This is a genomic window from Salipiger bermudensis, from assembly GCF_019801965.1.
GTDB classification, from domain to species: Bacteria; Pseudomonadota; Alphaproteobacteria; order Rhodobacterales; family Rhodobacteraceae; genus Salipiger; species Salipiger bermudensis_A.
In genome coordinates, this window is record NZ_JAHVIA010000011.1 from 49005 (window position 1) to 64088 (window position 15084).

General features: G+C 69.7%; 11 protein-coding genes. 9 read left to right on the forward strand and 2 right to left on the reverse strand.

What is annotated here, in order from left to right; translation table 11 throughout:
* Positions 1–16: 16 nt before the first annotated feature.
* Positions 17–1105 (reverse strand): CobW family GTP-binding protein, encoded by a 1089-nt coding sequence (locus KUV62_RS21055; protein WP_222605721.1) that lies wholly within the window; start codon positions 1103–1105, stop codon positions 17–19.
* A 684-nt stretch (positions 1106–1789) separates the two neighbouring features.
* On the opposite strand from KUV62_RS21055, the gene KUV62_RS21060 reads away from it, so the two are divergent.
* The 7 genes from KUV62_RS21060 to KUV62_RS21090 all read left to right on the forward strand — a co-directional run bounded on the left by KUV62_RS21060 (position 1790) and on the right by KUV62_RS21090 (position 11389).
* Positions 1790–2788 carry a siderophore-interacting protein gene (locus KUV62_RS21060; RefSeq protein ID WP_222605722.1) on the forward strand — a complete coding sequence of 333 codons (999 nt, stop codon included), beginning with the start codon at positions 1790–1792 and terminating at the stop codon, positions 2786–2788.
* A 231-nt stretch (positions 2789–3019) separates the two neighbouring features.
* Positions 3020–3925 carry a helix-turn-helix domain-containing protein gene (locus KUV62_RS21065; protein ID WP_222605723.1) on the forward strand — a complete coding sequence of 302 codons (906 nt, stop codon included), beginning with the start codon at positions 3020–3022 and terminating at the stop codon, positions 3923–3925.
* A 49-nt stretch (positions 3926–3974) separates the two neighbouring features.
* Positions 3975–6089 carry a TonB-dependent receptor gene (locus tag KUV62_RS21070; RefSeq protein ID WP_222605724.1) on the forward strand — a complete coding sequence of 705 codons (2115 nt, stop codon included), beginning with the start codon at positions 3975–3977 and terminating at the stop codon, positions 6087–6089.
* A gap of 47 nt (positions 6090–6136) precedes the next feature.
* The gene (locus tag KUV62_RS21075; RefSeq protein ID WP_222605725.1) at positions 6137–6976 is read left to right on the forward strand and encodes an iron-siderophore ABC transporter substrate-binding protein; all 840 of its coding nucleotides are present in this window, start codon (positions 6137–6139) and stop codon (positions 6974–6976) included.
* The gene (gene fhuB / locus KUV62_RS21080) at positions 6973–8910 is read left to right on the forward strand and encodes a Fe(3+)-hydroxamate ABC transporter permease FhuB (protein ID WP_222605726.1); all 1938 of its coding nucleotides are present in this window, start codon (positions 6973–6975) and stop codon (positions 8908–8910) included. Before KUV62_RS21075 ends, fhuB begins: the two co-directional genes overlap by 4 nt.
* Positions 8907–9680, forward strand: a complete 774-nt coding sequence (locus KUV62_RS21085) for an ABC transporter ATP-binding protein (RefSeq protein WP_222605727.1) — start codon at positions 8907–8909, stop codon at positions 9678–9680. Before fhuB ends, KUV62_RS21085 begins: the two co-directional genes overlap by 4 nt.
* Before the next feature lie 8 nt (positions 9681–9688).
* Entirely contained in the window at positions 9689–11389 is a 1701-nt protein-coding gene (locus KUV62_RS21090) for an ABC transporter ATP-binding protein (protein ID WP_222605728.1), read from the forward strand.
* Here the strand turns inward: KUV62_RS21090 and KUV62_RS21095 are convergent.
* Complete coding sequence (locus KUV62_RS21095; protein ID WP_222605729.1) at positions 11386–11976, reverse strand: TetR/AcrR family transcriptional regulator; 591 nt, start codon at positions 11974–11976, stop codon at positions 11386–11388. The genes KUV62_RS21090 and KUV62_RS21095 overlap by 4 nt on opposite strands.
* A gap of 195 nt (positions 11977–12171) precedes the next feature.
* Between KUV62_RS21095 and KUV62_RS21100 the strand changes: the two genes are divergently transcribed.
* Together KUV62_RS21100 and KUV62_RS21105 are read left to right on the forward strand one after the other, a co-directional pair.
* Positions 12172–13362: an MFS transporter gene (locus KUV62_RS21100; protein ID WP_261395815.1), complete on the forward strand. Its 1191-nt coding sequence runs from the start codon at positions 12172–12174 to the stop codon at positions 13360–13362.
* Positions 13363–13454: 92 nt separating this feature from the next.
* On the forward strand, positions 13455–15065 hold the full coding sequence (locus tag KUV62_RS21105; protein WP_222605730.1) for a hypothetical protein: 1611 nt from the start codon (positions 13455–13457) through the stop codon (positions 15063–15065).
* The last annotated feature ends 19 nt before the right edge of the window (positions 15066–15084 follow it).

A 15084-nucleotide genomic window follows, 5' to 3' on the forward strand; every position in this document is an offset into this window, starting at 1 on the left:
CGGCGCCCGCCTCCGTCTAGGGGCGCCGGAGCGCCAGGTGCAGGCTGGCTGAGCCCGACGCAATCCCGCAGAGCGCCGCGAAGTCCCTGCGCAGGGCATCCTCGTCCAGAGCCGTGCCGATCACCACCAGACGGCTCTCCGCCACGCCGTCGGGCCAGTGCTCGATACGCCGCACCGGGTAGATCCGGTGGCCGACGACATGGACCACCACCGGGCGGGACGGATCGTCCTGCAGCGCCACGAGGCCCTTGATCCGCAGCAGGCCCGCGTCCGGCGCCGCGGTGACCCGCGACAGGAAGCGCTGCAGCTCCGCGGGCCGCAGCGGGCTCTCGCAGGTCAGCGGCACCGCAAGCACCGATCCGTGGCGGTTCAGGCCGTGAAAATGCGCGCCGTCGGGATGCGCGCCCGACCGCCGATCTGCCGCGAGCCAGCGCGTGACGCCTTCTCCCTTGCCGAAGGCGGCATAGCTTCCGGGGGTCAGCAGCCGCGCCGGATCAAAGCCCGGATCCGCCGCATCATGAAGCTCGATCGCGGGGTTGAGCGCGCGCAGCCGCTCGGGCCAGTCGCCTGCGGGGCAGAGATCGGTGCGGGTGAGAATGGCGTGGTCGGCGAAGGCGATCTGCTTCACGCTCTCGGGATGCGCCGCCAGCGCGGCCCCGATGCCCTCGACATCGACGACCGCGATCACGCCCGACAGCCGGAAGGCGCGCGCCACCGCGTGATCGGCCAGCGAGCGCGCGTCGATGCCGCCGGGAATCAGGCTGTTGATGATCGGCGCCGGATCGGCGAGCCCGGTGGTCTCGACGATGACCCGGCGGAAGGGCGGCAGTTCACCGGTCTTGCGGCCGTGCAGCAACTGCTCGAGCGAGGCGCGCAGATCGCTGCCGACGGTGCAACAGATGCAGCCTGCGGTGGTCACCACCGGCCGTTCCCGGCCCTCGCGCACGAGATCATGATCCACCGGGACCAACCCGAACTCGTTGATGACGAGCGCGGTGTCCCGCAGCGCCGGATCTGCCATCATCCGGTTCAGAAGGGTGGTCTTGCCTGCCCCCAGGAAGCCGGTCAGCAGGTGAACCGGAAGCTGATCCTTCGCAGACGGCATCGGGGTGTCCTCTCTCTGTCGGGAGCAGCGGTGCGGTGCGGGCCTTGTACGGCCCTGCTTACGGGGCGTCGCGTGAGGCATCGAGCCCTCGGCGTGGCCGGTTCCGAGGTTGTGCCAGAGCCGCATGGCGGCTGCAACTGTCCGGAGGTTGCCGAGACGAGACCGGCGCGGCGCTCCACCGGTGCCGCGCCGGTCGCGCCCGTCCGCTTCGGAGGGGACGGCTAGGGATTTGAGCCGAAAGAGAAATTCGCACGCGCCAGCTTCCGGCCATGAGCCCTGATTTAAATACCTGGCTGTAAAGCCCGACAAAATAACTCAACTAATTGTTTTTGCTCGCTTTTCTCTTGACGGCTCCCGTGCCGGGGCGTAGTCAGGGCCCAAGAGCAACGCACCAAGCGACCCAGCTCGGCAGCTACGCAGCGACCTTTCAAAGGCAGCGACGTCGCCACCAAGCCAAGGCAGCCAGGGACGTAGCCACGCAAGGGCGGACCCGAAGGGGCCCGCCTCTTTGCGTTTGGGCAACCCGCATCGCTTGACACGCTCCGCCCGCTCGACGAGATTGCGCCGAGCCAGGCCGTGCCCAGCTGGATCCCTCGTGATCCCCCTCTCCCCAACATGACGTCAGCGCCCTGCCCGCATCATCTGTGACCGCGGCGGCGCGATGACAGATCCGCCGAGGTTCCCATGCAGCGCGCCGATGCCACGCTTGAAATCGACAGTCCCACCGCGATCTCGACCTTCCGCAGCCTTGCTGCGCGGGCCGAACGGCCCGTCACCGAGACCGCTGACAGCCTCACCATCGCGCTGCCGCGCGGCTCCCTGACGGTGACGCCGGACGGCGCCGGCACGCGGCTGCGGCTGGACAGCCCCGACGCGGTGGCGCTGCAGCTCGCGCGCGATCTGCTGGCCGAACGGCTCGCGGAGCATGGCGTCGTGCCGCGCTGGCAGGAGGATCTGGCGGGGCGCCAGCCGGGCAACCAGTCGCGCGCAACTGTGGTCTCGGCGCGGCGCCTGTCGCCGAATTACAGTCGCGTGGTGATGGAGGGGCCGGACCTGGCGCGTTTCGCCGAGGGTGGGCTGCATTTCCGCCTGCTCTTCGGCCCCGAGGGCGCGGGCTGGCCCGAGACCGACGCCAGCGGCGCCACGCGCTGGCCCGGCGGCATGACGGCCTGGCATCGGCCGGTCTACACCACGCGGGCCATCGAGCGCGCAGGGGCCGCCGCCCGCATGACCTTCGACGTGTTCCGCCACGAGGGCGGGCGGGTGACGGACTGGTGCGACCGGATCGCTCCCGGCACCGAGATCGCGATGACCGGCCCCGGCGGTGGCGGTATCCCCGAGATGGCCGGCTGGATGGGGCTCGTCGGGGACGAGACCGCGATGCCGGTGATGATCCGCATCCTCGAGGCGATGCCCGCCGACACCCGTGGCGAGGCCGTGCTCTTCGTGCCGGAGGCCGCCGACATCCAGCCCGTGCGCCATCCCGAGGGCGTGTCGCTGCGCTGGGTGTTGCGGGGCGGCGACGAGACGCCGCTCGCCGCGCTCAAGGCGCTGAGTGTGCCGGCTGCGGATCGCTACGTGTTCTTTGCGGGGGAGAAGGCCCAGGCGCTCGACGCGCGCGCCTGGCTGCCGGAGCAGGGCTTGCAGAAGGGGGAATTCGTCTCCGCCGCCTACTGGTCCTGACCGCGGGCCATGCAGAGCGGCGCAGGTTGTCGCGCGACCCAGCGTCGGGATTGATCTCAGGACGCCGGGCCTGTGCCGGAGCTCTTTCATCTGCATCGGTCCGGAGGCCAGCCGTGGGGCGTCGGCGCATTACTTGACTATTCCACTAAGAAATGCGATCAGGGTGTCGCTCAGCAAGCCGCAGGACGGTCCGCCAGGCTGCCATCCAACCTCCCTGCCGAGCGCCTCCCAATGACCTTCATGCCCCGCATGACCGCCGAAACCCGTGCCATCCGCACGCTGCGTCCGCTCCGTTGGCGGAGGTGGCCGGGGGTGATCGCGGATGTCTGGCACGTGCATGGCGAGGCTGGCGGCGGTGGCTTCTACAGCGCCCCGGATCCCCGGCTCGTGGTCTTTCTCGGCGGCGGCGAGGGATTGCAGCTGCGGGCTTCTGACGGCGAGCCGTGGCAGGGCGATGTCTCGGTGATGTACGTTCCGGCGCATGTGCCGCTCTGGAGCCGCTTCGAGACCGGCGGCAGTTTCGCGCATCTCGACCTTCACCTCGATTCAGGCCCCCTGCGCCAGCGCCTCCGCGACCAGCCGCGCGAGGCTCTGACGACACCCCGCCTTGCGCGCGCCACGCCGATGATCGAGGCGCTGGCACGGATGATCGCCGACGAGGTCGAGCGTCCGCTGCGCCCCGATCTGTCGAGCGATGGTCTGCTCTCGTCGCTGCTCTCGGAGGTGCTCGATCTCGGCCCGCCCGCCCCCGGTGGCGAGCGCGGCGGGTTGCCGCCGCATCTCCTCCAGCGCCTCGAGGCCCACGCCCGCGCGGCGCTGCACCGGCGCATCACCAGCGCCGAGCTGGCCGAGGTGGCGGGTCTGTCGGAGAGCTGGCTGACCCGCGGCTTCCGCGCCAGCCGGGGCCAGACGCCGCAGAAATGGCTGATGACGCTGCGGATCGATGCCGCCGAGGCGATGATGCCCGACGCGAAGCTGAGCCTCGCCGAGATCGCCGCCGCCTGCGGCTTTGCCGATCAGGCCCATCTCACGCGGGCCTTCCGGGCCCGGCATGGCGAAACCCCGGGCGAGTGGCGGCGGCGCAGATTTGTCCCGGATGCTTCAAAGCCCGCCGGTCCCATACAAGCAGGCCACTAATATCCGATCTATTTGATCGGGAAATAACAGCAACGCTCCGGACAGTGACATGACCCATCCCATTCGAGCCGCCCTCGTCGCGGGCGCAAGCCTTCTGGCGCTGGCCAGTGCCGCCACGGCGCAATCCACCGCAGACCTTTACGACCTCGGCACGCTGGTCGTCGACGGCAGCGCCGATCCCTCCGATCCGGTGCCCGGCTACGTCGCCAGCACCGCCGCCACCGCCACCAAGACCGGCACGCCGATCCTCGAGACGCAGCAATCTATCTCGGTGATCACCGGCGAGCAGATCGAGGATCAGGGCGCCACCACGCTGGGCGACACGCTGGGCTACACCGCCGGCCTGACGGCGCAGCCCTATGGCACCGACCCGCGCTTCGATGCGCCGACCATCCGCGGCTTCGACGGCTCGGACGCGCAATATCTCAACGGGCTGCGCCTGATCCGCGATCTCGGCGCGCCGGCCTTCGAGATCTACTCGCTCGAGCGCGTCGAGGTGCTCAAGGGGCCGTCCTCGGCACTCTACGGCGCCGGCATTCCCGGCGGGGTGATCAACCAGATCCAGAAGCGGGCGCAATTCCTCAGCTTCGGTGAGCTCGGCGTCGGCATCGGCGATCCCAAGGCCACGGAGGGTTTCGTCGATTACAACCACGCCTTCTCCGACACCTTCGCCGCCCGCATCACCGCCGTCGCGCGCGACAGCGAGGAAGACGTCGAAGAGCTGACCAACGAACGCAAGTATATCGGCCTCGCCACCCGCTGGGCACCGACCGCCGCCAGCCAGATCGAATTCCTGGGCTCCTGGCTGAAGGACAGCCCGATCACCCCGGCGGGCGTGCCCTACGGGCTTGTCGGCGAGGTCGATGACGAGGACCTTCGCAGCTTCTATGCGGGCGACCCGAGCGATGACGAGAGCGAGCGCGAAATGCTCAACCTCGGCTTCTCCGCCCGTCACGAGCTCAACGCAGCGTGGTCGGTCGAGGCCAATTTCCGCTACCAGAAGTTCGACTGGGACTATACCGGCTTCTATGTCAGCGGGCTCGACGCGGATGGCGACACCATCAACAGAGGCGCCAACACCACCTCGGAAGACAGCTACACCCGCAATCTCGACCTGCGCCTGAACGGTCGCTTCGACACCGGGGCCGTCGCGCACACGCTAGTGCTTGGCCTCGACGCACGGCGCTACGGTGTCGAAAGCGAGAGCGGCTTCAAGTACGCGGATTCGATCAGCTACTCGGATCCGAGCTATGGTGGCGCCAACCTGAGCGATGCGTGGTATGTCTCGGCCGACGACCTGACGCTCGAGCAGATCGGCCTCTACGCACAGGACGAGATGGCCTTGGGAAACTGGCGCGCCAGTATCGCCCTGCGCCACGACTGGACCAGCCAGACCGGCAGCACCTACACCAACTTCGCCGGCAGCTCGTCGGTCGATCAGGATGACGAGGCCACCACCGGTCGCGCCGGCATTTCCTATGTGTTCGACAACGGCCTTGCGCCCTACCTGAGCTATGCCACCTCCTTCGATCCCGAGATCGGCACCGACAACAGCGGCACGGCCTTCGAGCCGACCCGCGGGCGGCAGTGGGAGGCGGGCGTGAAGTACCAGCCGCTCAGCTTCGACGGATTCTTCTCCGCGGCGGTCTACAACCTGCGGCAGGAGAACGTGCTCTCGGCCTATACCGACAGCAACGGCATCGGTGATTATCGGCAGGAGGGCGAGGTGTTGTCGCGCGGCATCGAGCTCGAAGGCTCCGCCGATCTGGCAGAGGGCTGGAACATCCGCGGCCAGTACACGTGGAACGACACCAAGGTGCTGAGCGGCGACAACGCCGGCAACGCGCTGGCCAACGCGCCCGAGCACAATGCGAGCCTCTGGCTGAACTACGAGTTCGCCTCCGGCAGCACGCTCGATGGCCTGCAACTCGGCGGCGGCGTGCGCTACATCGGCGCGCGCTACGGTGATGCGGCCAACAGCTACGATCTCGAGGACGTGACGCTGGTCGACCTTCAGGCCTCCTACGCCCTGACCGAGGATCTCGGGCTGTCGGTCAACGTGTCGAACCTCTTTGACGAGGCCTATGTCGCCAATTGCGGCTCCTTCGGCTGCTACTACGGCGACGGACGCACCGTGCAGGCCCGCCTGACCTGGAAGTGGTGATCTCTTTTGTACCAACCCTGAAGCGCCGCGCGGTTTTGCGCGGCGCTTTGTCGTCGCTGGCCCTCGCCGCGGCGCCCGCGCTCTCGGCCGGCGCGAAAGCGGAGCGTGTCGCGGCGATCGACTGGGCGATGCTCGAGTCGGCGCTGGCGCTCGGGGTGACGCCGGTCGCCGCCTGCGAGCTGATCCGCTTTCGCGCCGACGCCATCGAGCCGAGCGTCCCCGAGAGCGTCACCGATCTCGGCCTGCGCGGGTCGCCGAATTTCGAGCTGCTGCAGCTCACCCGCCCGACGCTGATCCTGACCTCGCCGTGGTACGCGCAGATCGCGCCCCGGCTGGAGGCCATCGCGCCGGTGATGTCACACGCCGTTTATACCGGTGAATCGCCCGTCCCCCTCGCGGTATCCGCGACGCACGCGCTGGCCGAAAGGCTTGGCCGCGAGACGGCGGCGCGCGCGGTCGAACGCGATGCCATTCAGACGCTCGAGGCCCTGCGCGCGCGGCTAGCGCCGCTGCGCGACCGGCCGGTCTATATCGTCCAGATCGGCGACGCGCGGCATTTCCGCGCCTTCGGGCCCGACAGCATGTTCGGCAATGTCGCGACGCTCCTCGGGCTCGAGAACGCCTGGACCGCACCCACCGAGTTCAGCTTCGCCGCGCCGACCCCGCTCGAGCGGCTTGCCGCCCGCCCCGAGGCGCGCATCCTCTCGGTCGGTCCGATCCCGCCCGAGGCGGCGCCGGGGCTGCGGCGCTCGGTGCTGTGGAACCGGCTCGCGCCGGTGGCCGAGGGGCGCTTCGAGGTCCTGCCCCCGGTCAATCCGTTCGGCGCGGTTCCGGCGGCGCTGCGCTTTGCCCGGCTCGCCGCCGAGGCGCTGGAGCGCATGGCATGAAGCTCGCGCTCCCCGTCACCTTCCTGCTCTCGGCCCTGCTCTGGGCGCTGGCCGCGCCCTCGGGCCTGCCGGGCGAGTTGACGCCCGACGCCCTGATCCTCGACGAGCTTCTCATGCTCTATGGCCACATGCCGCGCGGGGCCATGGCGCTGGTCGCGGGGGGCTGTCTCGGGCTTTCGGGGGCGCTATTGCAGGTGGTGCTGCGCAATCCGATCGCCGATCCTTCGACGCTCGGGATCTCCTCCGGCGCGCAGCTGGCGCTGGTGGCGGTGACGGTGCTCTGCCCAAGCCTGCTCGGCTGGGGCCGCGCCCCGGTGGCGCTGGCGGGCGCCTTCGCGGCTGCGGCGCTGGTCATGGGGATGGGCGCGCTGCGCGGCTTCCACCCGGTGACCATGGTGATCGCGGGCATGTTGGTCTCGCTCTTCGCCTCGTCGCTCGCAGGCGCGCTGACATTGGCGCAGGGGCAATACCTGTTCTCGCTTGTGATCTGGACTGGCGGCTCGCTGGTGCAGACGGGCTGGGGGCCGGTGCTGGCGCTGGCGCTTGTGCTGGCGCTCGGCGCAGGCCTCGCGGCGCTGATGGCGCGGCCGCTGTCAGTGCTCGGGCTCGAGGCCGAGAGCGCGCGCTCGCTGGGGCTCTCGGTGGGCCGGGTGCGGGCGCTGGCAGTGACTCTGGCCTGCGTATTGGCGGCAAGCGTCTCGGCCGCCGTCGGGCTGGTGGCCTTCGTCGGCCTCGCCGCGCCGGCTCTAGCGCGCGCGCTGGGGGCGCGCCGCCCTGGGCAGATCCTCGCGCTGGCACCGTTCACCGGCGCGGCGCTCCTGTCGCTGGTCGACGGGCTGGTGCTGACCGCCGCCGGTCATGGCGCCGAGATGTTCCCCACCGGTGCGGTCACCGGCCTGATCGGCGGGCCGCTGCTGCTCTGGCTGCTGCCGCGCCTGCGCGCCACGCCGCCCCCCGCCCCCGACGCACAGCTCCCGCGCGCCGCGCACCCGCTGCGGCGGGTGGCGCTCATGGCGCTTGGCGTGGTGCTGCTTCTGGCCGTGCTGCTGATGCTCGGCCGCACGCCCGATGGCTGGAGCCTCCTTGACCGAGAGAGCCTCGCCCTGTTCCTGCCCAACCGCCTGCCCCGGCTCGCAGGGGCTGCCGCCGCCGGCGGCCTGCTGGCGCTGGCGGGCGCCGCGCTGCAACGGCTGACGGCCAACCCGCTGGCCTCGCCGGAGGTGCTTGGCGTCTCGGGTGGTGCTGCGATCGGCTATGCCGGGGTGCTGTTTCTCGCCGCGACGCCGACGGCGCTGGCGCTGAGCGGCGGTGCCGCGCTTGGCGGCGCGCTGGCCATGGCGGTGCTCACCGGCGTCGTGCTGGGGCGCGACGCACGTCCCGAGCGCCTGCTTCTGGCGGGGGTCGCTGTCTCGTCGCTGGCCGCGGCGCTGCTGTCGATCCTTATGGCCGCCGGCACGATGAAGAGCTTCGCCGTGCTCGCCTGGCTTTCGGGCTCGGCCTCGGCACTCACAGGCTCCGGCGCGGCGCTGCTCTGCGCCCTGCTCGGCCTCGCCTGCGCGGCGGTGGTGATGATGGCACGCTGGCTCACAATATTGCCGCTCGGCCCCGAGGTCGCCCGGGCGCTCGGCCTGCCGCTGCGCGGCGCGACGCTCGCCGTCGTCGCGCTGGCGGCGCTGGCCACCGGCGCGGCCACCGTGCTCGTCGGTCCGCTGAGCTTCGTCGGGCTGATGGCGCCGCACCTCGCGCGGCGCATCGGGCTCGCGCAGGCGGTTCCGCACATGCTCGGCAGCGCCGCGCTTGGCGCCGCCCTCATGCTCGCCGCCGATTTCGGTGCCCGTATGGCGAGCTTTCCCTATGACCTGCCGCTCGGTCTCTTCGCGTCACTCCTTGGTACGCCCTGGCTGATCTGGCTGATGCTGAGGCGCCCGACATGACCGCGCTCTACACCCTCTCCGACGTCACCCTGACCGTGCCCGGCCGCACCCTGCTGCACGGGCTCGACCTCAGCCTGCCGCGCGGCAAGGTTATCGGGCTGATCGGACATAACGGCTCCGGCAAGTCGACCCTGCTGAAGCTGCTCTCGCGCCAGAGCCAGCCGACGCAGGGCACCATCGCCTTCGGCAGCAGACCGCTGCGCGACTGGCCGAGCAAAGCGCTGGCCCGCCATCTTGCCTACCTGCCACAGCACCCGCCCGCTGCCGAAGGGCTGACCGTGTGCGAGCTTGCCGCGCTCGGGCGCTACCCTTGGCACGGTGCGCTCGGCCGCCCCGGCCCTGATGACCGCGCCGCCACCCAGTCCGCCATCGCGGCCTGCGGGCTCGCGCCGCTCGCCGAGCGCCGCGTCGACACGCTCTCGGGCGGCGAGGCGCAGCGGGCCTGGCTCGCGATGCTGATCGCGCAGGAGGCCGGGACGCTGCTGCTTGACGAGCCGATCTCGGCGCTCGACATCGCGCATCAGGTCGAGGTGCTGACACTGGTGCAGCGCCTGAGCCGCGCGCGGGGGCGCTCGGTTGTCGTGGTGCTGCACGATCTCAACATGGCGGCGCGCTACTGCGACCATATCGTCGCGCTCAAGTCCGGGCGGCTGGTTTTCGAAGGCACACCTGCCGCGCTGATGACCCCGGCCCGACTTCATGACATCTATGGCGCGCGCATGGAGGTCATGACTCGCGCCGACGGCTCCCCCGTCGCCCTCCCCGTGTAAGGCCCGATATGCTTCGACAATTCTTCGACTACTACCGCCCGCACATGCGGCTCTTCTGGCTCGATTTCGGCTCCGCCGTGCTCTCGGGCCTGCTCGAGCTGGCCTTTCCGCTGGCCATCGCGGGCTTCATCGACCACCTGCTGCCGGGCGGCGACTGGGGGCTGATCGTGCTGGCCTCCGTGGCGCTGGTCTGCGTCTACGTGATCAATGCCGGGCTGATGCTGGTGGTGACCTATTGGGGCCACATGCTGGGCATCAACATAGAGACCGAGATGCGCGCCCGCGCCTTCGGCCACCTGACCCGGCTCGGCTGGGGCTGGTTCGACCGCGCCGAGACCGGCAAGCTGGTGGCCCGGGTGACCCGCGACCTCGAGGAGATCGGCGAGGTCGCCCATCACGGTCCCGAGGATCTCTTCATCGCCATAATGACCTTCGCAGGCGCCTTTGGCCTGATGCTCTGGCTGCACCCGCCGCTGGCGCTGATGACGCTGGTGATCGTTCCGGCCATGGGCTGGCTGCTGGCGGTCTATGGCGGCCGGATGACCCGGACATGGCAGGCGATCTACGGCCGCGTCGGTGCCTTCAACGTGCGGCTCGAGGAGAGCATCGGCGGCATCCGCGTGGTGCAGGCCTTCACCAACGAGGCGCATGAGCGCGCCCTTTTCGCCGAGGACAACGCCCGATACCGAGCCACCAAGCTCGACGCCTACCGCATCATGGCGGCGCTGAGCGCGCTGCAATATTCCGGCATGCGGCTGGTGCAGGTGGTGGTGATGGTGGCCGGCGCGGGGTTTGTCTTCGAGGGCCAGATGAGCACCGGCGATTACGTCGCCTTCCTGCTGCTGGTGGGGGTGTTCTTCCGTCCGCTGGAGAAGATCGCGGCGGTGATCGAGCTCTACCCCCGCGGCATCGCGGGCTTCCGCCGCTATCTCGAGCTTCTGGCCGAGCATCCCGAGATCGCCGACGCACCGGAGGCGCGCGAGGCCCCGGCCCTGCGCGGCGAGATCGCTTTCGACAATGTCGAGTTCACCTATGACGGCGCGCGCGGCGTGCTGCACGGCGTGTCGCTGACGGTGCAGCCCGGCGAGACCGTGGCGCTGGTCGGCCCCTCGGGGGCGGGCAAGACCACGATGATGGCACTGGTGCCGCGCTTCTACGAGCCCACTGCCGGCGAGATCCGCATCGACGGGCTGCCGCTGCGCTCGATGACGCTCGAAAGCCTGCGCCGGCAGGTGGGGTTGGTCTCGCAGGACGTCTTCCTCTTCGCCGGCAGCCTGCGCGACAACATCGCCTATGGCCGGCTTGGCGCCAGCGAGGACGAGATTATCGCGGCTGTGCGCGACGCCCAGCTCGGGCCGCTGGTCGAGAGCCTGCCGGACGGGCTCGACACGATGGTGGGCGAGCGCGGCGTGATGCTTTCGGGCGGGCAGCGCCAGCGGGTCGCCATCGCGCGGGTCTTCCTGCGCAACCCGCCGATCCTGCTGCTCGACGAGGCCACCTCGGCGCTCGACCGCTCGACCGAGCGCGAGGTGCAGGCAGCGCTGGCGCGGCTGGCGGTCGGGCGCACCACGCTGATCATCGCGCACCGGCTGGAGACCATCCGCCACGCCGACCGCATCGTGGTGATGGACGGCGGGCGCATCGTCGAGATCGGCAGCCACGATGACCTGGTGGCCCGGCAGGAGGCGTATTTCCGGCTGCTCGACTAGCGGCGCGGGCCCGGCTCAGCCGCAAGCCCCGCCAAAACGACCCGCACGAGGCGGCGCAGCGCCGCCTCGCGCTCGGGGCGGGGCCCGGGGCCGATCAGCTCGGGATGCAGGAATGCGCTCATCGCCTCCTCCAGCATCTCGGCCTCGTCCCGCCCGCCGAGCCCGGCTTCCGCGACCAGCGCGGTCAGTTCCTCTCTGAGATGGCGCATGTGATCGCGGATCACCGGGCGCTCGCCCGCCGTGGCCTCGTTGAAGCCGTAGAAGATTTCGGGGTCGGATTGCGCCCGGGCGCTCTTGATCCGGTAGCGTGCAACGAACCACTGCTCGATCCGCTCCGCCGCGGGCGCGCTGCCGGCGCAGATCGACGCGGTACGCGCCCGCGCCTCGCAGAGCCAGCTCTCGGTCACCGCATCGAGCAGCGCCGCCTTGTCGCGGAAGTGCGCGTAGAGCGCCGCGTGGCTGACGCCCATGTCGCGCGCGACCTCCGCAAGCCGCAGCTTGACGAAGCCATGTTCGCGGATCCGGGCAAGGGCGATCTCCACGGCACGACGCCGCGCATCTTCCGGGCTGAGACCTGTTCTGGGCACGCCGCTCCTCCTTGACGCATCGGTCTTCGCCAATTACAAAATTAGAAAAATGTAATCAATCGCCCGCGCGCCTCTCCCCATCGATTTCTGGCGTTCGCGGGTTTCCTTTTGTCGACATGCCTGCACGGAGCTGTCGCGGCCTTGGGCCGGGGCCAGCTGCCGTGATCTTTGGCGGTCCTAGTGAAAGACCATATCATGTTGAGCTTGCTCAAGGATTCCCGGGCTGTGGCGCTGCTGCTCGCGGCCTCGCTGACGATCCTCTCCAACAGCCTGATCAGCCCCTCGCTGCCCGGCATCGAGGCGCGCTTCGCCGACGAGGAAAACGCCGCGCTGCTGGCGCGCCTGCTGGTCACCGCGCCGTCGCTGATGGTGGCGATTCTAGCGCCCTTTGCCGGCGCGCTGGCCGACCGCTTCGGCCGTCGCCTGCAGCTGCTCGCGGGCGTGGCGCTCTTCGCCATCGCCGGCACCGCCGGGCTCTACCTGCCGACGCTCAAGCTGGTGCTGTTCAGCCGGCTGTTCCTCGGTGTCGCGGTGGCGATGATCATGACCGCCCAGACGGCGCTGATCGGCGACTATTTCAAAGGCGAGAAGCGCGGCAACTTCATGGGCCTGCAGATCGCGGCGACGAATTTCGGCGGGCTCATCCTGCTGGTTCTCGCCGGCTGGCTGGCGTCGTTCACGCCGCTGGCGCCCTTCGCGATCTACGGTATCGCGCTGGTCTACCTGCCGATCATGATGCTGACGCTGGAGAAATCCGACCGCAGCGCCTCGCAGGTCGAGCCCGCGGCCTCCGAGGGCGAGGCCAACTGGGTGTCGACGCTGGTGCTGGTGATCCTGCTCGCCGGCCTGTGCTTCCTCTGCTTCTATCTTGTGCCGACGCAATCGCCGTATTTCCTCGCCTCGATCGGTCATCCCGAGCCGCAGGCGGCGGGCATGCTGATGGGCGCGATGACGCTTGCGGGGGGCATCGTCTCGCTGTTCTTCGGCAAGATCCGGATGCGGCTGGGACGCTCGGGCACCCCGGCGCTCGGCTTCATGGGCTTCGCCACCGGCTTCTACCTCTTCGGCATTGCCCCGAGCTTTGCGCTGACGCTGATCGGGGCCGCCTTCATCGGCGCCGGTGGCGGCTTGCTGATGCCGACCTTCCTCGGCCTCGCCGTGGGCATCGCCCCGGCGCATCGCCGCGGGCTGGCGGCGGGTGCGATCACCACCAGCATCTTCCTCGGCCAGTTCCTGTCGCCCTTCGCCTCGACGCCGCTGATCGCCTCTCTGGGCTATGCCTCGACCTTCCTCGCCACGGGCGCATTGCTCACTCTGCTGGCGCTGGTGGCCTATGTCGGCCTACGCGCTCCGCGCGATCCCGTGGCGCGGCCGCTGCCGGTCTGACGCGGCGCTTCGCCTCCCCCGTCTTGTCGGACCGGGGGAGAAAGGTGTAAACTGAACACCATCAGGTTCTGGGGATGGTGTGAGCGATGCGGGTGTCGCACAAGATCCTCTGGCGCGTTTTGGCAGCCAGCGTTCTGGTGGCCCTGCTCGCTCTTGGCGGGGCCGGTCTGTGGTTCCGCCAGCAGGGCAAGGAGGTCTTCCGGCTCAACAGTGACCTGATCGCCGACGGCTATTACATGGCCGGCTTCGAATTCAAGCTGCTGGGCATCGTCCACCACCTCGACAATGGCCGCTACCTGACGGCGCTCACCACGCTGACGCGCCTGCGCGACCAGCTCGAAAGCCGCGAGGGGCTGACGAAGATCCCCGAAGCGGCCAGCCCAGAGGAGGAGGCGCGCTTCTTCCGCGCGCTGCAGGATCCGCAGACCGGCGCCTTCATCGATCCGACCTTCCCGTTCTCCAGCTACAACGAGCCCACCGAGAACGTCGTCGGACATCTCGCGGCGCTGGCGCGCGAGAGCGGCGGGCCGCTAACGCTCGATCATCCGCTGCGCTATCTCGACGAGATCGCCGAGCCCGAGGCGCTGCGGTCCTTCCTCGACGAGGTCTCGATCATCGGTTGGCTCGGCAACCGCTTCCCGGAGACCACGTATGTCTTCGCCCGCAGCCTCGCCAGCGTGCTGAACGGCGAAAGCGCGATCCGCGAGAACCAGCTTTACGATTTCTCGCCGGCCTATCTCGAGGCGCTGCGCGACTGGTTCCACGACACGCAGGATCCCGAGACCGGCTACTGGGGGCCGCGGTCGCGCCGCGACGGCAGCCTGGCGCGGGTCGATCTCAACAACACGGCTTCGGTGATCAAGATCTTCCTCGACCGCAACGGGCAGGACAGGGTTCCGGAGCAGCCGCTGCGCTACCGCGACCGCATGGTGGCAACGACGCTCGAGCTCATCGACCGGCCGCTGCCCGAGGGCGCGGGGCTCGATGCTTGGCACGACTGGAACATCTCCACCACCAAGGGCATCCGCATGCTGCTGCGTCATCTCTGGGCCGGGGCCAGCCCGGAGCAGCGCGCTCGGGCGCGGCAGATCCTGTCCGCGCATGTGGAGGTGAAATTCGCGCGGTTCCATGTTCCCGAGAGCGGCGGGTTCAGTCTCTATCCCGAGATCGGAACCGCCTCGCTCGACGGCACCGCAACGATGATCCTCGGCAATCTGGGCGCCTTCTCGGCGGAGCGGCAGGCGCGGCTCTGGGGCGCCGCGGAGGAGACCGCGCAGGATCTCGGGCGGCTCAGGACAGAGCGGCTTGCGCCGGGGGATCTGGCGGAAATCGCCGAGGCGCGCGAGGTCAATTCCCTGCGTGTCTACACCACACCACCCGAAGGTGACGGGCTGCTCTCCGAGCCCGGCTGGGTGATCTATCCGCAGCCCACCCCTGTCATGGATGCCGCTGAGCTGGTGCCGCGGGTGCTGAGCTGGTTGCGCTCGGACGCCCCGGCGCTCGGAAACTGGACCTCGCGGGCCCGACTGCTCGAGGAGTACGGAGCGTTGCCGGCGGGAGACCCGGCCCGCCTGCCGCTGCCAGAGGGCGCAGCGGTGCTGAACGAGGCGTTGCAAGGCGCCGGACAGCTCACAATCATCGGCTTCGATGTGCTGCAGGTTCCGGTGGCCCGGCTCGACATCACCCTGCCCGACCCCGCCTGAGCGGCAGTCCGAGGGCGCC